Origin of the sequence: Streptomyces sp. SID1328, from assembly GCF_009865595.1 — a bacterium.
Classification (GTDB): domain Bacteria; phylum Actinomycetota; class Actinomycetes; order Streptomycetales; family Streptomycetaceae; genus Streptomyces; species Streptomyces griseoluteus.
Genome location: NZ_WWKH01000483.1, coordinates 1 through 19,292, shown reverse-complemented (window position 1 = coordinate 19,292; position 19,292 = coordinate 1). Strand labels below are relative to the sequence as shown.

Annotated in this window: 15 protein-coding genes and 1 pseudogene; 10 read left to right on the top strand and 6 right to left on the bottom strand. The window is 71.9% G+C overall.

Translation table 11 applies throughout. From position 1 onward, the window contains the following. The first annotated feature begins 103 nt into the window (after nucleotides 1-103). On the top strand, nucleotides 104-1,405 hold the full coding sequence (locus tag GT030_RS14890) for a citrate synthase (protein WP_161201519.1): 1,302 nt from the start codon (nucleotides 104-106) through the stop codon (nucleotides 1,403-1,405). A gap of 563 nt (nucleotides 1,406-1,968) precedes the next feature. Here the strand turns inward: GT030_RS14890 and GT030_RS14885 are convergent. The 4 genes from GT030_RS14885 to GT030_RS14870 all read right to left on the bottom strand — a co-directional run bounded on the left by GT030_RS14885 (nucleotide 1,969) and on the right by GT030_RS14870 (nucleotide 6,231). After that, the gene (locus tag GT030_RS14885; RefSeq protein ID WP_161201518.1) at nucleotides 1,969-4,233 is read right to left on the bottom strand and encodes a heavy metal translocating P-type ATPase; all 2,265 of its coding nucleotides are present in this window, start codon (nucleotides 4,231-4,233) and stop codon (nucleotides 1,969-1,971) included. 119 nt (nucleotides 4,234-4,352) lie between these two features. Beyond that, the gene (locus GT030_RS14880; RefSeq protein ID WP_135793757.1) at nucleotides 4,353-4,592 is read right to left on the bottom strand and encodes a heavy-metal-associated domain-containing protein; all 240 of its coding nucleotides are present in this window, start codon (nucleotides 4,590-4,592) and stop codon (nucleotides 4,353-4,355) included. Between the two features lie 211 nt (nucleotides 4,593-4,803). After that, on the bottom strand, nucleotides 4,804-5,004 hold the full coding sequence (locus GT030_RS14875) for a MerR family transcriptional regulator (RefSeq protein ID WP_135788626.1): 201 nt from the start codon (nucleotides 5,002-5,004) through the stop codon (nucleotides 4,804-4,806). A 312-nt stretch (nucleotides 5,005-5,316) separates the two neighbouring features. Then, on the bottom strand, nucleotides 5,317-6,231 hold the full coding sequence (locus tag GT030_RS14870) for a sugar phosphate isomerase/epimerase (RefSeq protein ID WP_161201517.1): 915 nt from the start codon (nucleotides 6,229-6,231) through the stop codon (nucleotides 5,317-5,319). Nucleotides 6,232-6,382: 151 nt separating this feature from the next. Here GT030_RS14870 and iolC point away from each other — a divergent pair, with 151 nt between their 5' ends. The 8 genes from iolC to GT030_RS14830 all read left to right on the top strand — a co-directional run bounded on the left by iolC (nucleotide 6,383) and on the right by GT030_RS14830 (nucleotide 17,821). Continuing rightward, nucleotides 6,383-7,348, top strand: a complete 966-nt coding sequence (gene iolC / locus GT030_RS14865; RefSeq protein WP_161201516.1) for a 5-dehydro-2-deoxygluconokinase — start codon at nucleotides 6,383-6,385, stop codon at nucleotides 7,346-7,348. Nucleotides 7,349-7,379: 31 nt separating this feature from the next. After that, on the top strand, nucleotides 7,380-8,279 hold the full coding sequence (locus GT030_RS14860) for a deoxyribose-phosphate aldolase (protein ID WP_161201515.1): 900 nt from the start codon (nucleotides 7,380-7,382) through the stop codon (nucleotides 8,277-8,279). A gap of 8 nt (nucleotides 8,280-8,287) precedes the next feature. After that, the gene (gene iolB, locus GT030_RS14855; protein ID WP_161201514.1) at nucleotides 8,288-9,112 is read left to right on the top strand and encodes a 5-deoxy-glucuronate isomerase; all 825 of its coding nucleotides are present in this window, start codon (nucleotides 8,288-8,290) and stop codon (nucleotides 9,110-9,112) included. Further along, the gene (gene iolD / locus GT030_RS14850) at nucleotides 9,109-10,986 is read left to right on the top strand and encodes a 3D-(3,5/4)-trihydroxycyclohexane-1,2-dione acylhydrolase (decyclizing) (protein WP_161201513.1); all 1,878 of its coding nucleotides are present in this window, start codon (nucleotides 9,109-9,111) and stop codon (nucleotides 10,984-10,986) included. The genes iolB and iolD overlap by 4 nt, the downstream gene beginning before the upstream one ends. Before the next feature lie 16 nt (nucleotides 10,987-11,002). Next, on the top strand, nucleotides 11,003-12,505 hold the full coding sequence (mmsA, locus tag GT030_RS14845; RefSeq protein WP_161201512.1) for a CoA-acylating methylmalonate-semialdehyde dehydrogenase: 1,503 nt from the start codon (nucleotides 11,003-11,005) through the stop codon (nucleotides 12,503-12,505). A 299-nt stretch (nucleotides 12,506-12,804) separates the two neighbouring features. Further along, entirely contained in the window at nucleotides 12,805-14,205 is a 1,401-nt protein-coding gene (locus GT030_RS14840; RefSeq protein WP_161201526.1) for an APC family permease, read from the top strand. 128 nt (nucleotides 14,206-14,333) lie between these two features. Further along, nucleotides 14,334-16,961, top strand: a complete 2,628-nt coding sequence (locus GT030_RS14835) for a CocE/NonD family hydrolase (protein WP_161201511.1) — start codon at nucleotides 14,334-14,336, stop codon at nucleotides 16,959-16,961. After that, nucleotides 16,958-17,821 (top strand): ABC transporter permease, encoded by an 864-nt coding sequence (locus tag GT030_RS14830; RefSeq protein WP_161201510.1) that lies wholly within the window; start codon nucleotides 16,958-16,960, stop codon nucleotides 17,819-17,821. Before GT030_RS14835 ends, GT030_RS14830 begins: the two co-directional genes overlap by 4 nt. Nucleotides 17,822-17,883: 62 nt before the next feature. On the opposite strand, the gene GT030_RS14825 is transcribed toward GT030_RS14830, so the two are convergent. Continuing rightward, nucleotides 17,884-18,291 (bottom strand): rodlin, encoded by a 408-nt coding sequence (locus tag GT030_RS14825; protein WP_161201509.1) that lies wholly within the window; start codon nucleotides 18,289-18,291, stop codon nucleotides 17,884-17,886. Between the two features lie 185 nt (nucleotides 18,292-18,476). Next, nucleotides 18,477-18,746: pseudogene (locus GT030_RS14820) on the bottom strand (rodlin); the annotation flags it as partial. 230 nt (nucleotides 18,747-18,976) lie between these two features. On the opposite strand from GT030_RS14820, the gene GT030_RS14815 reads away from it, so the two are divergent. Continuing rightward, nucleotides 18,977-19,292: rodlin (locus GT030_RS14815; protein WP_161201508.1), on the top strand; the 316-nt coding region annotated here is incomplete at its 3' end.

Sequence of the window (19,292 nt, the reverse complement as noted above, 5' to 3'; positions counted from 1 at the left end):
GGGCCAAGTGGCGACCCCGAGTGCACTCTCCTGAGCCAAATGGGGGATGGTAGAGACAGTCAGGGCACCTCGAAGATGAGGCACTAAGTCGGTGAGGGAAGACGTGAGCGAGCACACCAATAACGACGCGGTAGTACTGCGGGTCGGCGACGGCGAGTACACCTATCCGGTGGTCGACAGCACCGTCGGCGACAAGGGCTTCGACATCGGGAAGCTCCGCGCCCAGACCGGTCTGGTGACCCTGGACAGCGGTTATGGCAACACCGCCGCGTACAAATCCGCCGTCACCTACCTCGACGGCGAGGCGGGCATCCTCCGCTACCGCGGCTACCCGATCGAGCAGCTCGCCGAGCGCTCCACCTTCCTCGAGGTGGCGTACCTCCTGATCAACGGTGAGCTGCCGACCGTCGACGAGCTGGCCAAGTTCAAGAACGACATCACGCGGCACACCCTGCTGCACGAGGACGTCAAGAACTTCTACCGGGGCTTCCCGCGTGACGCCCACCCGATGGCCATGCTGTCCTCGGTGGTCTCGGCGCTGTCCACCTTCTACCAGGACAGCCACAACCCCTTCGACGAGGAGCAGCGCGACCTCTCCACGATCCGGCTGCTCGCCAAGCTCCCGACGATCGCGGCGTACGCCTACAAGAAGTCGATCGGCCACCCGTTCGTCTACCCGCGCAACGACCTCGGCTACGTCGAGAACTTCCTGCGCATGACGTTCTCGGTGCCGGCCCAGGAGTACGACCTCGACCCGGTCGTCGTCTCCGCGCTGGACAAGCTGCTGATCCTGCACGCGGACCACGAGCAGAACTGCTCGACCTCCACGGTCCGTCTGGTCGGCTCCTCCCAGGCCAACATGTTCGCCTCGATCTCCGCCGGCATCAACGCGCTGTGGGGCCCGCTGCACGGCGGCGCCAACCAGTCGGTGCTGGAGATGCTGGAGAACATCCAGGCCAACGGCGGCGACGTCGACTCCTTCATCCGCAAGGTGAAGAACAAGGAGGACGGCGTCCGCCTGATGGGCTTCGGCCACCGGGTGTACAAGTCCTTCGACCCGCGCGCCAAGATCATCAAGGCTGCCGCGCACGACGTCCTCTCCGCGCTCGGCAAGTCCGACGAGCTGCTGGACATCGCGCTCAAGCTGGAGGAGCACGCGCTCTCCGACGACTACTTCGTCTCGCGCAACCTCTACCCCAACGTGGACTTCTACACGGGTCTGATCTACCGGGCCATGGGCTTCCCGACCGAGATGTTCACGGTCCTGTTCGCCCTCGGCCGGCTGCCGGGCTGGATCGCCCAGTGGACCGAGATGATCAAGGAGCCGGGTTCCCGCATCGGCCGCCCGCGTCAGATCTACACGGGTGTCGTCGAGCGCGACTTCGTGCCGGTCGAGCAGCGCTAGTAACCGAAAAAGCGGAAGGCGCCCTGGCGTCGGTCCCCCCACGGGCCGACGTCCAGGGCGCCTTCCCATGCCCCGGTGCGGATTCCCCCCACGGGATCCGGGCCGGGCGCTCGGAGAGACAGCGCCTGAATTCGCTGTCCGAGCAGGACGGGCGGGCCCGCCGTGCTCCAGTGACGTGAAACGTGTTGCGGTCTGCCGGGACAGCGCACGCTGGGAGGGCCGCTCAAAGCTTCCCGGTGTACGTGCCCCGGCAACGCATTTCCGGAGAAGTCCCCCAAGACGACTCCAGATGCCAGCCGGCGCCCCCCAAGACGCTGGACTGACACCGCCAACTTAGACCTTCGAACCCCTTCGATGGTTACGTTCGCGTCACTGTGATCTGCGTCTCTTGCATCACTCCCATAGCTGCGCAAGAGCCCCGATACGACGATCGGGACCCAAGCGTAAGGAAGATGCGCGAGCCTTGTGAAGAGCTTATGTGAGGTCCACGCCGGACTCCAGAGGGACTCTTACTTCTCCTCGGGGGACTTCTTCCGGCCACCTACGGCACTTCCTGGCCCGCCTCAGCGGAACCGGCGCAGCCGCAGGCTGTTGGTCACCACGAAAACCGAGGAGAAGGCCATCGCCGCCCCCGCGATCATCGGATTCAGCAGCCCCGCCGCGGCCAGCGGCAGCGCGGCGACGTTGTAGCCGAAGGCCCACACCAGGTTGCCCTTGATGGTGGCGAGGGTGCGCCGGGAGAGCCGGATGGCGTCGGCGGCCACCCGCAGGTCGCCCCGGACCAGGGTGAGGTCCCCGGCCTCGATCGCCGCGTCGGTGCCGGTGCCCATGGCGAGACCGAGGTCGGCGGTGGCGAGCGCGGCCGCGTCGTTCACCCCGTCCCCGACCATGGCGACGGTCCGGCCCTCGCGCCGCAGCTTCTGGATCACGTCCACCTTGTCCTCGGGCAGCACCTCGGCGATGACCTCGTCGATGCCGACCTCCCGCGCGACCGCCTCGGCCACCGTGCGGTTGTCCCCGGTGAGCAGCACCGGCGTCAGACCGAGCGCGCGCAGTTCGCGTACCGCCTCGGCGCTGGTCTCCTTCACCGCGTCCGCGACGGCGAGCACCGCGCGCGGCTTGCCGTCCCAGCCCGCCACGACGGCCGTACGGCCCTCCTGTTCGGCCCTGGAGCGGGCCGCGGCCAGTTCCCCGGGCAGGTCGTCCCAGAGCCGCCCGGCGGCCACCTCCTGGCCGTCCACGCGGCCGCGTACGCCGCGGCCGGGGACGTTCTCGAAGTGCTCGGCCAAGGGCAGCGTGCCGACGCGCTCCTCGGCGCCCTCCGCGACGGCGCGGGCGACCGGGTGCTCGGAGGCGTGCTCCAGGGCGCCGACGAGCCGCAGCACCTGCTTCTCGTCCTCGCCGGGGGCGGTGTACACCTCCTGGAGCGTCATCCGCCCGGTGGTGACGGTGCCGGTCTTGTCGAGTACGACGGTGTCCACGCGCCGGGTGGACTCCAGCACCTCGGGACCCTTGATGAGGATGCCGAGCTGCGCGCCCCGCCCGGTGCCGACCATCAGCGCGGTCGGGGTGGCGAGGCCCAGCGCGCAGGGGCAGGCGATGATCAGTACGGCGACGGCGGCGGTGAACGCGGCGACCGTGTCCCCGGTGACGCCGAACCAGACACCGAAGGTGCCGAGCGCGATGAGGATGACGACCGGCACGAACACGGCGGAGATCCGGTCGGCGAGGCGCTGCACCTCGGCCTTGCCGTTCTGCGCGTCCTCCACCAGCCGGGCCATCCGGGCCAACTGGGTGTCCTCGCCGACCCGGTTCGCCTCGACCAGCAGCCGCCCGCCCGCGTTGACGGTCGCGCCGGTGACCCGGTCACCGGGGGCGACGTCGACGGGCACGGACTCGCCGGTCAGCATGGAGGCGTCGACGGCGGAGGTGCCCTCCAGCACCGTGCCGTCGGTGGCGATCTTCTCGCCCGGCCGCACCACGAACCGGTCGCCCACGGCGAGGGAGCCCACGGCGATCCGCGTCTCGCGCCCGTCCCGCAGGACGGTCACGTCCTTGGCGCCCAGTTCCATCAGCGCCCGCAGCGCGGCCCCGGCCCGGCGCTTGGAGCGGGCCTCCAGATAGCGGCCGAGCAGGATCAGCGCGACGACCCCGGCGGCGACCTCCAGATAGATGACGGAGGTGCCGTCGGAGCGGGAGACGGTGAACGAGAAGGCGTGCCGCATGCCGGGCATGCCGGCGTGGCCGAAGAACAGGGCCCACAGCGACCAGCCGAACGCGGCCAGCGTGCCGACCGAGACCAGGGTGTCCATGGTGGCCGCGCCGTGGCGCAGGTTGGTCCAGGCGGCCCGGTGGAAGGGCCACCCGCCCCAGACGACCACGGGCGCGGCGAGGGTCAGGGAGAGCCACTGCCAGTTGTCGAACTGGAGCGGCGGGACCATGGCCATCAGGATCACGGGCACCGCGAGCAGGGCGGAGACCAGCAGCCGCTGCCGGAGCGCGGACAGCTCGGGGTCGCGCTCGGCCGGCCCGGCGGACTCGCCCGCGTCGGGGGCCGGTTCCGGCTGAGGGGGCGGGGGTTCCTCGGCGGTGTACCCGGTCTTCTCGACGACCGCGATCAGGTCCGCGACATGGACGCCGTCGCCGAAGCTGACCTTCGCCTTCTCCGTCGCGTAGTTCACGGTGGCGCTCACGCCGTCCATGCGGTTGAGCTTCTTCTCCACCCGCGCGGCGCAGGACGCGCAGGTCATGCCGCCGATGAGCAGCTCGACCCGGTTCTCGTCCGCCTCGGGCGCCATACGCCCTGTCTCTGCGGTGGTGCTGGTCATGCCCGGACTCCAGACATCGGACCGGACCTTACGGAATCCAGTATGAGCTGGTCGGTACGGCCCGGTCGGGGAAGGGTTGCGCGGTCCGCGCGGGGGCGCGCGGACCTGCGGGGTGGTGCTCAGGCCCGGCCGGTCAGCTCGAAGCCGGCCTCGTCGACGGCGGCGCGCACGGCCTCCTCGTCGAGCGGGGCCGCCGAGACGACGGTGACCTCACCGGTGGAGGCGACGGCCTTCACCGAGCTGACGCCGGGGAGCTGGGAGATCTCGCCGGAGACGGAGCCCTCGCAGTGGCCGCAGCTCATGCCGCTCACCTGGTAGACGGCGGTGACGGAGCCAGGGGTGTCGGTCTGGGCGCTCATGTCGTTCTCCTCGTCGTACTGGGGTGTCCTCGGGGGACCCTAACTCTTCGCACACTATACCCCTAGGGGGTATTACCCAAGGGGGTGCCGAGTGCTGGGGGAATTCACCGGCACCCTATGTATACGCCCGCTTTGTCGCAGTACGCCGAACGCCCGCACGCCGTCCCCGGAGGGAGGCGTACGGGCGTTCCTGTGCCGGGTGGCGCGAGGGTCAGCCCTCTCTGCGGCCCCGGTTGCCGGGCCGGGAGGCGACCCAGGCGCGGACGGTGTCGGCGTACCAGTAGGGCTTGCCGCTCTCCACGTGGTCCGGCGGTGGCAGCAGGCCGTGTTTCCGGTAGGACCGAACGGTGTCCGGCTGGACCCGGATGTGTGCCGCGATCTCCTTGTAGGACCAGAGCCTGCGGTCGGTCATGCGTCGCACCTCCTGCGCGCGCCGCGGCGGCGGCCGGGGAGCGGCCGTCGGGGGAGCCCGGCGCTGTGCTGGTGATCACCAAGCCTGTGCCCGGTCAACGACGCGGAGTGACCGCGAGCAAGCGCCTGTGGGGCGGGTGTGACCGAGAACCCGCGTACGCGCGACATATGTGACAGGAGGGGTGCGTTCGTGACACAACCGCAGCAGAGGAAGCGGGCCTGCGCCGGGCGTGGCGGGTTGACCCGTCCGGGCGGGACCGTCGCACACGCCCGCGCGCGGGGCGTCCGGCGGTGCGCTCATCGGTGGGTGCGTTTATACGCCGCACGACCTCAGGAACGCGCGGGTGCGGCGGGCGATCGGCAGCGGCCGGTCCGGCTCGCAGGGGTACATGTCCTGCTCGACGATGGCGAACAGGTCGGTGTCCAGCCGGGCCGCCGCCTCCAGGACGGGGCCCAGCGCCGGTACCCCGGCGGGGGGTTCGCACATCACGCCCCGCGCGACCGCCGGGCCGAAGGGCGTGCCGTCCGCGCGCACCCGGGCCAGGATCTCCGGGTCGACCTGCTTGAGATGGAGGTAGCCGAGCCGCTCGCCGTAGGTCTCGATCAGCTCGACGCTGTCCCCGCCGCAGTAGGCGTAGTGGCCGGTGTCCAGGCAGAGGGAGACCAGGTCGGGGTCGGTGGCGTCGAGGAAGCGGGTGACGTGGGCCTCGGTGTCGATGTGGGTGTCGGCGTGGGGGTGGACGACGATCGTCAGTCCGTACCGCTCGCGCACCTCGTGGCCCAGCCGCTCGGTCTGCTCGGTCAGGTCGCGCCACTGGGCCGGGGTCAGTTCGGCCGGCTCCAGCACCGCCCCGGTGCGGTCGTCCCGCCAGAAGGAGGGGATGACGACGAGGTGGCGGGCGCCGGTCGCGCGGGTCAGCCCGGCTACGGCGGAGACGTGCTCCCAGGTCTTCTCCCACACCGCCGGGCCGTGGTGCAGCCCGGTGAACACGGTCCCGGCCGACACCTTCAGGCCACGCCGGGCGGTCTCCTCGGCGAGCACCTCGGGGTCGGTGGGCAGATACCCGTAGGGGCCCAGCTCGATCCACTCGTAGCCGGCCGCGGCCACCTCGTCCAGGAAGCGCCGCCAGGGGACCTGGGCGGGGTCGTCCGGGAACCAGACGCCCCAGGAGTCGGGCGCCGATCCGACGCGGACACGGGACAGCGGGGAGGACGGCATCGACGTCATGGCCGTCAGCGTGCGGGCTGTCCGGAAAGTGTGTCAATAGCTGGTCCGAATGTCTGGACAAAACGTTGACAGGGCTCACCGGACCGGACTAGAAAGCCGGGGAAGAGTCCTGCCGGGGGTAGTCCTGACGAATCCTTGAGAAGGGGAGCCGATGGCGTACGACCTGATCACCATGGGACGGATCGGGGTGGACCTCTACCCCCTCCAGACCGGCGTCCCGCTCGACCGGGTGACCTCCTTCGGCAAGTTCCTCGGCGGCTCCGCCACCAATGTCGCCGTCGCCGCCGCCCGCCTCGGACTCGGAACCGCCGTCATCACCCGTACCGGTGACGATCCGTTCGGTACGTACCTCCACGAGGCGCTGCGCGGCTTCGGCGTGGACGACCGCTGGGTCACCCCGGTGCCCGGACTGCCCACCCCGGTCACCTTCTGCGAGGTCTTCCCGCCGGACGACTTCCCGCTCTACTTCTACCGGCTCCCCAAGGCCCCCGACCTGGAGATCCACCCCGGCGAACTCGACCTCGACGCGATCCGCGCCGCCCGCGTCTTCTGGGCCACCGGCACCGGCCTGAGCGAGGAGCCGAGCCGCAGCGCCACCCTGGGCGCCCTCGCCCACCGGGCCCGGTCGGGCATCACCGTCTTCGACCTGGACTGGCGGCCCGCTCTCTGGAACAACGCGGCCCGGGCGGACCCCGGCATCGCCCGGCCCTTCTACGCCGAGGCCCTGAGGCACGCCACCGTCGCCGTGGGAAACGTGGACGAGGTGGAGATCGCCACCGGCACCCGCGAACCGCATGCCGCCGCCCGCGCGCTGCTGGACGCGGGGGTGGAGCTGGCGGTGGTGAAGCAGGGCCCCAAGGGCGTCCTCGCCGTTCACCGCGACGGCGAGAGCGCGGAGGTGCCCCCGCTGCCCGTCACCGTCCTCAACGGCCTCGGCGCGGGCGACGCGTTCGGGGGCTCGCTGTGCCACGGGCTGCTGGCGGGGTGGGACCTGGAGACGGTGATGCGGCACGCCAACGCCGCCGGGGCGATCGTGGCCTCGCGGCTGGAGTGCTCCTCGGCCATGCCCACACCGGACGAGGTGGCTGCCGCGCTGGCGGCGGGAGCGGTGCGATGAGTGGCACCCCGGACGACGCCGGAGCCGGGCGATGAGTACCGCCCACGTCGATGTGGCCGCCCTGGTCCACCTCCGAACCCGGCACCCCGAGGCCATCGCGGAGGCTGCCGCGCGGCGGGTGCGGCGGCCGCTCGTCGGGGCCAGGGAGCGGCTGCTGATCGTGGCCGCCGACCATCCGGCGCGGGGTGCGCTCGGCGCGGGCGGGCGGCCCTTCGCCATGGCCAACCGGGCCGACCTGCTGCACCGGCTGTGCGTGGCGCTGTCCCGGCCCGGCGTGGACGGGGTGCTGGCCAGTGCCGACGTACTGGACGACCTGCTGCTGCTCGGTGCCCTGGAGGGCAAGGTGGTCCTCGGCTCCATGAACCGGGGCGGGCTCCAGGGCGCCCGTTTCGAACTGGACGACCGCTTCACCGGACACCGCCCCGAGGACCTCACGCGCCGCCGCTTCGACGCGGGCAAGCTGCTGCTGCGCATCGACCCCTCCGACCCCGGCTCGCTGACCACCCTGGAGTCCGCCGCCCGCGCCGTCGACGCCATGGCGGAACGCCGGCTCCCGCTGTTCATCGAGCCGTTCCTCAGCCGACGCGGCCCGGACGGGCGCCTGCGCAACGATCTGTCAGCCGAGGCCGTGACCACCTCCCTCGCCATCGCCTCCGGACTCGGCGGCTCCTCCGCCTACACCTGGTTGAAGGTGCCCGTCACGGAGAACCCGGACGACATGGCCGACGTCATGGCGACCACCACGCTGCCCGCCGTCCTGCTGGGCGGCGAGACCGGCGGCTCCCCGCAGGAGCAGGCGGCCGCGTACGAGAAGTGGCGCGGCGCGCTGCAACTGCCCACCGTGCGCGGCCTGGTGGTCGGCCGCACACTGCTGTACCCGGCGGACGGCGACGTGGCCGCCGCCGTGGACACCGCCGCAGGACTGCTGTGAGGGCCCGCATGACCAGCACCCGACTCCATCTGCCGCACGGCGAGGCCGCGAGCGGCCCGTACGCGCTCGACATCGGGCCGGATCAGAAGGGCCGGCTCCAGGGTTGGGCCCACACGTGTCTGCGCGTCGTGGAGCTGGAAGCGGGCGGCGCCCATACCTTCGACACCGGTGACGCCGAATGGATCGTGCTCCCCCTCCAGGGTGCATGTACCGTACAAATGGACGAGAAGGAGTTTCAGATCCGGGGCCGGGAGAACGTGTTCGCGGCAGTCTCCGACTTCGCGTACGCCCCCCGCGACAGCCGGGTCCAGATCGCCTCCGGCGCGGGAGGCCGCTTCGCCCTGGCAGGAGCGAAGTGCGAGCGACGACTCCCCGCCCGCTACGGCCCCGCGCCGGAGGTTCCCGTCGAAGAGCGCGGCAGCGGCACCTGCGCCCGCCAGGTGCGCAACTTCGCCGCGGCCGACACCTTCGACTGCGACCGGCTCATCGCCGTGGAGGTCATCACCCCCGGCGGCAACTGGTCGTCCTACCCGCCGCACAAGCACGACGAGCACCGGCCGGGGGAGGAGTCCGAGCTGGAGGAGATCTACTACTTCGAGATCGAGGACGGCGGCCTCGGCTACCAGCGCGTCTTCCCCTCCCGTACCGGCGGCGCCGACCTGCTCGCCGAGGTCCGCACGGGTGACGCGGTGCTCGTACCCGACGGCTGGCACGGCCCGTCGATCGCCCAGCCGGGCCACGCCATGTACTACCTGAACGTGATGGCCGGCCCCGGCGCCGACCGGGAGTGGCGGATCAGCTTCCACCCCGACCACACAGGGGGTTACCGGTGACCACCAGGCTCACGGTCGCGCAGGCGCTCGTCCGCTTCCTCGCCGCCCAGTACACCGAACGTGACGGCGTACGGCAGCGGCTCATCGGCGCCACATGGGGGATCTTCGGCCACGGCAACGTCGCCGGACTCGGCCAGGCCCTGCTGGAACACCGCGAGTCGATGCCGTACCACCAGGGCCGCAACGAGCAGGCGATGGTGCACGCGGCCGTCGGGTACGCCCGCCAGTCGAACCGGCTCTCCACCCATGCGGTGACCACCTCCATCGGCCCCGGCGCCACCAACCTCGTCACCGGCGCCGCCCTCGCCACCGTCAACCACCTGCCCGTCCTGCTGCTCCCCGGCGACGTCTTCGCCACCCGCCCCGCCGACCCCGTCCTCCAGCAGCTCGAACTCCCCTACGCGGGCGATGTGTCGGTGAACGACACCCTGCGCCCGGTGTCCCGGTACTTCGACCGGATCACCCGCCCCGAGGCCCTGATCCCGAGCGCGCTCGCGGCCGTACGGGTGCTCACCGACCCGGTCGAAACCGGCGCCGTCACCCTCGCCCTCCCGCAGGACGTGCAGGCGGAGGCGTACGACTGGCCCGAGGAGTTCTTCGCCGACCGGGTGTGGACCGTGCGCAGGCCCGGCGCCGACCCGGCCGAACTCGCCGAAGCGGTAGGGGTGGTCAGACAGGCCCGGCGTCCCCTCGTCGTCGCGGGCGGCGGGGTCCACCACAGCCGCGCCGAGGACGCGCTCGCGGAGTTCGCCGCCGCCACCGGCATCCCGGTCGCCTCCACCCAGGCCGGCAAGGGCTCTCTTCCGTACGACCATCCCCAGGACGTGGGCGGCATCGGCCACACCGGCACCGGCACCGCCGACGAACTCGCCCGCGCGGCCGACCTGGTGATCGGGGTCGGCACCCGGTACACCGACTTCACCACCGCCTCCGGCACCCTCTTCGAAGACCCCGATGTGCGCTTCCTCAACCTCAACATCGCGCCCTTCGACGGCCACAAACTGGCCGGGCTGCCGCTGGTCGCCGACGCCCGCAGCGGGCTGGGCGAGCTGACCGAGGCGCTGGGGATGCACGGGTACCGGGTGCCGGATGCCATGGTGGCCGGCTACACCGAGGGCAAGGCCCGCTGGGAGGCTCGCGTCGACGCCTGCTTCGCCGCCGAGGACCCCGACGTGGTGCCGACCCAGGCGCAGGTGATCGGCGCGCTGGACGCCCTGGTGGACGCGAGCGACATCATCGTCAACGCGGCCGGTTCCCTCCCCGGAGACCTGCACAAACTCTGGCGGACCCGCGCCCGCGACCAGTACCACCTGGAGTACGGCTACTCCTGCATGGGCTACGAGATCCCGGCCGCCCTCGGCGTGAAGCTCGCCGCGCCCGAGCGGAACGTCTGGGCGCTGGTCGGCGACGGCACGTATCTGATGATGCCGACCGAGATCGTCACCGCCGTGCAGGAGGGCGTCGCGATCAAGATGGTGCTGATCCAGAACCACGGGTACGCGTCCATCGGCGGTCTGTCCGAGTCGGTCGGCGCCGAGCGCTTCGGTACGGCCTACCGGTATCCCGCCGGGGACGGCACCCTCACCGGCCCGCCGCTCCCCGTCGACCTCGCCGCCAACGCGGCCAGCCTCGGCATGCGGGTGCTGCGCGCCCGGACCGTCTCCGGGCTGCGAAAGGCCCTCGCCGAGGCACGCGCCGCCGACACCCCCACTTGTGTCTACGTGGAGACCGAAACGTCCGACAGTGTGTCGGGCGCGCCTCCCGCCGCGGCCTGGTGGGATGTTCCTGTGGCCGAGACCGCGACCATGCCGTCCGCGGTCAAGGCACGCGAGCTGTACGAACGGCATCTGCCGGCCCGCCGCCGCCATCTGTGACAAGGAGCCCGAGGACATGACGAAGATCGTCAACCACTGGATCGGCGGCAAGACCGCCGAGGGCGCGTCGGGCACGTACGGGCCGGTCACCGACCCGGCGACCGGCGAGGTCACCACCAAGGTCGCCTTCGCAGGCGTCGACGAGGTGGACGCGGCGGTCGCCGCCGCAAAGGACGCCTTCGCCACCTGGGGACAGTCCTCGCTGGCCCAGCGCACCTCCATCCTCTTCAAGTTCCGCGCCCTGCTGGACGGGCACCGCGACGAGATCGCCGCGCTGATCACCGCCGAGCACGGCAAGGTGCACTCAGACGCGCTCGGCGAGGTCGCGCGCGGCCTGGAGATCGTCGACCTGGCCTGCGGGATCACCGTGCAGCTCAAGGGCGAGCTGTCCACGCAGGTCGCCACCGGCGTCGACGTGGCCGCGATCCGGCAGCCGCTCGGTGTGGTCGCGGGCATCACCCCGTTCAACTTCCCGGCGATGGTGCCGATGTGGATGTTCCCCCTCGCCATCGCGTGCGGCAACACCTTCGTGCTGAAGCCCTCGGAGAAGGACCCCTCGGCTGCTCTGAAGCTGGCGGAGCTGCTGGCCGAGGCCGGGCTGCCGGACGGCGTCTTCAACGTGGTGCACGGTGACAAGGTGGCCGTGGACCGGCTGCTGGAGCACCCGGACGTGAAGGCGGTGTCCTTCGTCGGTTCCACGCCGATCGCCCGCTACATCCACACCACCGCCTCCGCCCACGGCAAGCGCGTCCAGGCCCTCGGCGGCGCGAAGAACCACATGCTGGTGCTCCCCGACGCGGACCTCGACGCGGCGGCGGACGCGGCGGTGAGTGCCGCCTACGGCTCGGCGGGCGAGCGCTGCATGGCCATCTCGGCGGTCGTCGCCGTCGGCTCCATCGGCGACGAGCTGGTGCAGAAGATCCGCGAGCGCGCCGAGAAGATCAAGATCGGCCCCGGCACCGACCCCGCCTCGGAGATGGGCCCGCTGATCACCAAGGTCCACCGGGACAAGGTGGCCTCCTACGTCACCGGCGCCGCCGAGGAGGGCGCCGAGGTCGTGCTCGACGGCACCGGATACACCGTCGAGGGCCACGAGGGGGGCCACTGGATCGGCATCTCCCTGCTCGACAAGGTGCCGGCCAGCGCGAAGGCGTACCAGGACGAGATCTTCGGCCCGGTGCTGTCCGTGCTGCGCGTGGACACCTACGAGGACGGCGTCGCCCTCATCAACGCCTCCCCCTACGGCAACGGCACCGCCATCTTCACCCGCGACGGCGGCGCCGCCCGCCGCTTCCAGCTCGAGATCGAGGCCGGCATGGTCGGCGTCAACGTCCCCATCCCGGTCCCCGTCGGCTACCACTCCTTCGGCGGCTGGAAGGACTCCCTCTTCGGCGACCACCACATCTACGGCAACGACGGCACCCACTTCTACACCCGTGGCAAGGTCGTCACGACCCGCTGGCCCGACCCGTCCGACACCCCGGCAGGCGTCGACCTGGGCTTCCCGCGCAACCACTGAGCCGCGCGGACATCAGGGCCCGAAGGCAGCCTTTCGCCGCCTTCGGGCCCGTCTTTTTTCGGCCAGGGACTGCGGTTCCCGTACGGGCGAGGAGGGCGCGGGCGCTTGCGAGATGGTGCTGTTTCGGTCGTCAAGGGGGGCGCCGGGGTGCGGATTTCGTAGGCAGGCACCCATTGACGCGGTGGTTTTCGTCGGTGTTCCATGCAGCGCCGGGAGCGAGACGTATGACACACCGCGAGCCGCCGGAGGCGATACCGCTCCCGCCCGAGTCCTCACCGCACGAGTCGATCGGACGCCGCATGACCGACACGCTCCGCCCCGCCGAGCCAGCCAGTGCCGAACAGACCGGCGACGGTCAGCGGAAACTCAAGCGCTCCATCGGCGTCGTCGGGGGCACCCTGCTGACGCTCTCCTGCGTGACGCCCGCCTCCACCCTCTTCGTGGTCGTCCCGGACCTCTTCGGCACCCTCGGCACCGCGACCGCGCTCACCATCGCCATCGGCTCCCTGCTCTGTATCGCCGTGGCGTTCTGCTACGCCGAGCTGGGCACCCTCATCCCCAGCGCCGGCGGCGAGTACGCCATGGTCTCCACCCTCGCCGGGCGCCTCGCGGGCTGGCTGGTGTTCGTGCTGTCGCTGCTGGTCGTGGTGATCGTGCCGCCCGTCATCGCCATGGGCACCGCCGACTACATAGCCCCCCTCGTGCACGTGGACCCCGCCCTCACCGGCGCCGGGGTCATGCTGCTCGCCACCCTCGCCGGACTGCTCGACCTGCGCGCCAACGCCTGGATCACCGGCGTCTTCCTAGTCCTGGAGGTGATCGCGGCGGCCGTCGTCGCGGTGCTCGGCTTCTCCCACGCCCACCGGGGCGCGGGGAGCCTGGTCTCCATGGAGGTGGCCGGAGCCCACGGCGGCATCGACCCCGTCACCGCCGCACTGGTCGTCTCCGGACTCGCCATCGCCCTCTTCGTCACCCAGGGCTTCTCGACCGCCGTCTACCTCTCCGAGGAACTGGAGCACCCGCGCCGGGACGTGGCCCGTACCGTGCTGGCCACCCTCGCCATCTCCACCGTGATCATCCTGGTGCCGGTCGCCGCCATCACCATGGGCGCCACCGACCTGAAGGAACTGACCGGCGGCGACCTCAGCGCGATGGTGACGGCCTGGTCCAGCACCGCCGTCGGTACGTTCGTCAGCCTCTGCGTCGCCCTCGCCATCGTCAACGCGGGCATCGTGATGGTCATCCAGAACTCCCGTGTCCTGTTCGCCTCCGCCCGCGACAAGGCGTGGCCCACCCCGGTCAACAACCTGCTCTCCCGGCTCGGCCGGTTCGGCTCGCCCTGGGTCGCCACCCTCACCGTCGGCATCCCCGGCGCGCTGCTCTGCTTCGTCGACCTGGACACCCTGTACGGCGTCACCGGGGTCTCCGTCACCGCCATGTACCTGCTCGTCGCCGTCGCCGCCCTGCTGGGCCGCCGCGACAGCCACGGGCACACCCCCGCCTGGCGGATGCCGCTGTGGCCGGCCGTACCCGTGCTGCTCATCGCCGTCCTCGGCTACGTCCTCGTCCAGCAGGAACCCGTCTACCTGCTGTGGACCGGCGGGATCACCGCCGTCGCCACCCTGTACTGGGCGCTGTACCTGCGGCCCCGCCGCGACACCCACTGGCTGGTCTCGCTCCCCGAGGACGCCCGAGGCTGACGTCGCGGGGGAAGCACAGACCTACCGCGTCCGCAGTACACCCGTCCGGACCCGTACTCCCGACGGAGGGGCGGGGGTTCAGCCCGGCGGGGCCGTCCGGCGGGGAGGGCGGCCCGTACCGTTGGGTCATGGATCTTCGAGTGCCCCGGCTGCTGAAGAGGCCCCGGCGGGCCGCCGCGCTGGGGGCCGCCGTACTGCTGGCCGCCGCCGGCACGTGGACCGCGACCGCGTCCGACACGCCCCGCCCGCACCGCACCGACCGGGTCCTGACCATGGCGGACGGCACCCGCGTGGACACCTCCTACTTCACCTCGGGAGGCGGCGGCCGACGCCCCGCCGTCCTCCTGGCCCACGGCTTCGGCGGCAGCAAGGACGACCTGCGCGCCCAGGCCGAGGACCTCGCCGGGCACGGGTACGCCGTACTCACCTGGTCCGCACGGGGGTTCGGCCACTCGACGGGCAGGATCGGGCTCAACGACCCGGCGCACGAGGTCGCCGACGTCTCCCGCCTCATCGACTGGCTGGCCACCCGCCCCGAGGTCCGCCTCGACAAGCCCGGCGACCCGCGCGTCGGCATGGCGGGCGGCTCGTACGGCGGGGCGATCTCCCTGCTGGCGGCCGGGCACGACCCCCGCGTCGACGCCATCGCGCCCGCCGTCACCTACTGGGACCTCGCCGACGCACTCTTCCCGAACGGTGTGTTCAAGCGGCTGTGGACCGGCGTCTTCTTCAACTCCGGTGGCGGCTGCGGGCAGTTCGAGCCCGCGCTGTGCGCGATGTACCAGCGCGTCGCCCAGTCCGGCGTCCCCGACGCAGACGCCCGCGCCCTGCTCCGGCGCCGCTCACCCGCCGCCGTCGCCGACCGGATCAAGGTCCCCACCCTGCTCTTCCAGGGCCAGACCGACTCCCTGTTCACCCTCGCCCAGTCCGACGCCGCCGAGCGCGCGATCCGGGCCAACGGCGCCCCCGTCAAGGTCGACTGGATCGCGGGCGGCCACGACGGGGGAGATCTGGAGACCGGCCGGGTCCAGGGGCGGGTACGGGACTGGTTCGACCACTACCTCAAGGGCGAGCCGGCCGGCACCGGCCCCGCCTTCCGGGTCACCCGCACCGGCGGAGTCGACTCCACCGACGGCAGCACCCGCAGCCGGGGCGCCACCGCCGACACCTACCCCGGTCTGCGCGGCGATCCCCGCACCATCCCCCTCACCGGCCGCGAGCAGCGCGTCGCCAACCCGGCCGGTGCCAGCCCGCCCGCCGTCTCCGCCCTGCCCGGCCTCGGCGGAGGCGGCCTCGCCCAGCTCTCCGCCCTCGGTACCGGCGTCTCCCTCGACTTCCCCGGCCAGTACGCCAAGTTCGACGCGCCGCCCCAGCGCACCGCCCTCCGTATCACCGGCACCCCGACAGCCCGCGTCCACGTGAGGTCCACCAGCGCCGACGCGGTCCTCTTCGCCAAGCTCTACGACATCGGCCCCGGTGGCAGCCAGGTGCTCCCCGGCCGGCTCGTCACCCCGCTCAGGATCAGCGGCGCCAAGGCGGGGAAGGACGTCACCGTCACCCTCCCGCCCGTCGACCACGAGGTGCAGCAGGGCCACCACCTCCGCCTGGTCCTCGCCGCCACCGACCTCGGCTACGCCTCACCCACCGCCCCCGCGACCTACACGGTCTCCCTCAAGGGCCCGTTGAGCGTGCCCACCGCCCCCGCCGTCACCACCGCGGCCACCCCGCTGCCCGCCTGGGTCTGGTGGCTCCCCCTCGCGGGCGCCGGGGCGGCCCTCGCCCTCCTCCTCACCACCCGCCGCCGCACCACAGCCCCCGCACCCGACCCGGAGCTTGCCGAAGTCCCGCTGGTCATCACCGACTTGAGCAAGCGCTACGCCAAGTCGTCCGACTGGTACGCCGTACGCGACCTCTCCTTCCGCGTCGAGAAGGGCCAGGTGCTCGGCCTGCTCGGGCCCAACGGCGCGGGCAAGACCACCACCCTGCGCATGCTGATGGGCCTGATCCGGCCCGACGGGGGCGAGATCCGCGTCTTCGGCCACGCCGTCCGCCCCGGCGCCCCCGTCCTCGCCCGCGTCGGCGCCTTCGTGGAGGGCGCCGGCTTCCTGCCCCACCTCACCGGCCGGGAGAACCTGGAGCTGTACTGGCGGGCCACCGGCCGCCCGCCCGCGGACGCCCACCTCGCGGAGGCCCTGGAGATCGCCGGTCTCGGCGACGCCCTGGCCCGCGCGGTACGCACCTACTCCCAGGGCATGCGCCAGCGCCTGGCCATCGCCCAGGCCATGCTGGGCCTGCCCGACCTGCTCATCCTGGACGAGCCCACCAACGGCCTGGACCCGCCGCAGATCCGCGAGATGCGCGAGGTGCTGATCCGTTACGCGGCCGCCGGACGCACCGTCATCGTCTCCAGCCACCTCCTGGCCGAGGTCGAGCAGTCCTGCACCCACCTGGTGGTCATGGACCGGGGCCGGCTGGTCCAGGCGGGCCCGGTGCGGGAGATCGTCGGCTCCGGCGACACCCTGCTGGTCGGCACCGGCACCCCCCTCGCCGAGCCGGTCGTGGAGAAGGTGGCCGCCCTTGCCGGCGTCGCCTCCGCCGTACGGACCGAGGACGGGCTGCTGATCCGCCTCGAACCCGGCACCACCGCGGGCGCACTCGTCGTGGACCTGGTCCGGCTGGAGGTGCCCGTGCTCTCCGTCGGCCCGCACCGGCGTCTGGAGGACGCCTTCCTCACCTTGATCGGAGGCTCCGCGTGAGCACGCTCACCGAGACCGCGGAGACGGCACCCGGCTACCGCGCCTCGCGCACCCTGCCCGTACGCGTGGAGCTCGTCCGCCAGCTCGGGCGGCGCCGCACGCTGGTCATGGGCGCCGTCCTGGCCGCGCTGCCGCTCGTCCTGCTGGCCGCGTTCGCGATCGGCGGTGACCCGGCCGGGCGGGGGCGCCGGATCTCCCTGATGGACACGGCCACCGCCTCCGGCGCCAACTTCGCCGCCGTCAGCCTCTTCGTCTCGGCCGGCTTCCTGCTGGTCATCCCGGTCGCCCTGTTCTGCGGGGACACGGTCGCCTCCGAGGCCGGCTGGTCCTCGCTGCGCTATCTGCTGGCGGCGCCGGTGCCCAGGGCCCGGCTGCTGTGGTCCAAGCTCGTGGTGGGGCTCGGCATGAGCCTGGCCGCGATGATCCTGCTGCCCACGGTGGCCCTCGCGGTGGGCACGGCCGCGTACGGCTGGGGTCCCCTGCTCGTGCCGACCGGCGGGGCGGTGGAGGCGGGAACGGCGGTCGGGCGGCTGGCCGTGGTGGTGCTGTACCTCTTCGTCTCGCAACTGGTCACCGCCGGGCTCGCGTTCTGGCTCTCCACCCGGACCGACGCCCCGCTCGGCGCGGTGGGCGGTGCGGTCGGGCTCACCATCGTCGGCAACGTGCTGGACGCGGTGACCGCGCTCGGCCACTGGCGGGACTTCCTGCCCGCGCACTGGCAGTTCGCCTGGGCCGACCTTCTCCAGCCGCACGCCGAGTGGGCCGGCATGGCCCAGGGCGCCTCGGTCTCGGTCACCTACGCCCTGGTCCTCTTCGCCCTGGCCTTCCGGGGCTTCACCCACAAGGACATCGTGTCCTGACCCGGGAAACACGGCGGCGGCCCACCGGTCGGAACCGGTGAGCCGCCGCTGCGGGGGCTCGGTCAGCCGTTGCCGGCGCCGTTGCCGGACAGCGCGGAGATGTCGTCCAGGATGTGCGACAGCGGCTCGTCGCCCTTGGCCTGGGTCGAGTTCTCGACGCACTGCTGGTTCTGCGGCGAGGACAGGACGGGGATGTCCTGCACGCCGACGTTGAGCAGGGCCACCAGGGACTGGGCGTTGAGCTTCGCCGGCAGGCCGATGCAGGGCTTGTTCAGCGACCCCTGCACCAGAGCCAGCTGCGGGCTCATGTTGCCGTAGGTGGCCGAGTTGCCGAACGCCTGCGAGGCGCCGTTGCCGCTGAACGACGTGGTGCCGTGGTCGTCACCGATGGCCAGGGCCTGCGGGGCGGCCGCGCCCGCGAGACCGGCGACGGAGGCGGCGACGGCCGCGGTTGCCCACAGCTTCTTCATGTTGGTTCCCTTCGAAAGGCGGACTCCGGGGAGGAGCTGCGTGATCGTCAACGGGGAAGCGGGCGCCGGGGTTGCGGTCTTTGACCCTATCGGGGCAGCGCAGTCCGATGAGTGCACAAACGCCCCCCGGCTCAACCGCCCCCGGAGGGCCGGACGCCGCGCGGGGTCCGTGAGCGTACGGAGGCTCAGTTGTTGCCGGCGCCGTTGCCGGACAGCGCGGAGATGTCGTCCAGGATGTGCGACAGCGGCTCGTCACCCTTGGCCTGGGTCGAGTTCTCGACGCACTGCTGGTTCTGCGGCGAGGACAGGTTCGGGATGTCCTGCACGCCGATGTCGAGCGCACCGACCAGGGACTGGGCGTTGAGCTTCGCCGGCAGGCCGATGCAGGGCTTGTTCAGTGAGCCCCGGATGAGCGCCAGCTGCGGGCTCATGTTGCCGTAGGTGGCCGAGTGCCCGGCTCAACTGCCGGGCAGTTGCTCCCGTTCACCCCAACGGCCGACGGGACACGCGGGAAAACGGCCGCGCGCCTCGGCGGGAATTCCGTCTCCTCCGTGCACCGGAAGCGATCCGATCGGGTGACTTACCGCAACCAATCGGCGCCCCCCGGGTTGATGTCTCCGCAGGAACGACCGTCTGGCGAGCAGCCAGGAAAGCATCTGGCGAGCAGCCAGGAAAGGAAAGCGAAATGCTGAAGAAGGCAATGGCCGCGGCGGCGGTCGCCGCGTCCTTCGTGGGCGTGTCGGCGGCGGCGGCCCCTCAGGCGCTTGCCATCGGCAACGACACGGGCACCACGTCGTTCAGCGGCAACGGCGCCACCGAGGCGTTCGGTAACAACGTGACCAACGGCGACCTCAGCCCGCAGGCCACGCTGGTGCAGAGCTCTGTGAACAAGCTCTGCGTCGGCCTGCCGGTCAAGGCGAACGTCCAGTCGGTGCTGGCCCTGATCAACGTCGGCGTCCAGGACATCCCCGTCCTGTCCTCGCCGCAGAACCAGCAGTGCG

What these genes read in the sequence shown, in the direction of transcription:
- GT030_RS14870 (WP_161201517.1), bottom strand. Translation starts at nt 6,231, where the DNA reads ATGACGTCGATGCCGTCCTCCCCGCTGTCCCGTGTCCGCGTCGGATCG.
- iolB (WP_161201514.1), top strand. Translation starts at nt 8,288, where the DNA reads ATGACCAGCACCCGACTCCATCTGCCGCACGGCGAGGCCGCGAGCGGC.
- GT030_RS14825 (WP_161201509.1), bottom strand. Translation starts at nt 18,291, where the DNA reads ATGAAGAAGCTGTGGGCAACCGCGGCCGTCGCCGCCTCCGTCGCCGGT.
- GT030_RS14885 (WP_161201518.1), bottom strand. Translation starts at nt 4,233, where the DNA reads ATGACCAGCACCACCGCAGAGACAGGGCGTATGGCGCCCGAGGCGGAC.
- mmsA (WP_161201512.1), top strand. Translation starts at nt 11,003, where the DNA reads ATGACGAAGATCGTCAACCACTGGATCGGCGGCAAGACCGCCGAGGGC.
- GT030_RS14880 (WP_135793757.1), bottom strand. Translation starts at nt 4,592, where the DNA reads ATGAGCGCCCAGACCGACACCCCTGGCTCCGTCACCGCCGTCTACCAG.
- GT030_RS14875 (WP_135788626.1), bottom strand. Translation starts at nt 5,004, where the DNA reads ATGACCGACCGCAGGCTCTGGTCCTACAAGGAGATCGCGGCACACATC.
- GT030_RS14835 (WP_161201511.1), top strand. Translation starts at nt 14,334, where the DNA reads ATGGATCTTCGAGTGCCCCGGCTGCTGAAGAGGCCCCGGCGGGCCGCC.
- GT030_RS14840 (WP_161201526.1), top strand. Translation starts at nt 12,805, where the DNA reads ATGACCGACACGCTCCGCCCCGCCGAGCCAGCCAGTGCCGAACAGACC.
- GT030_RS14860 (WP_161201515.1), top strand. Translation starts at nt 7,380, where the DNA reads ATGAGTACCGCCCACGTCGATGTGGCCGCCCTGGTCCACCTCCGAACC.
- iolC (WP_161201516.1), top strand. Translation starts at nt 6,383, where the DNA reads ATGGCGTACGACCTGATCACCATGGGACGGATCGGGGTGGACCTCTAC.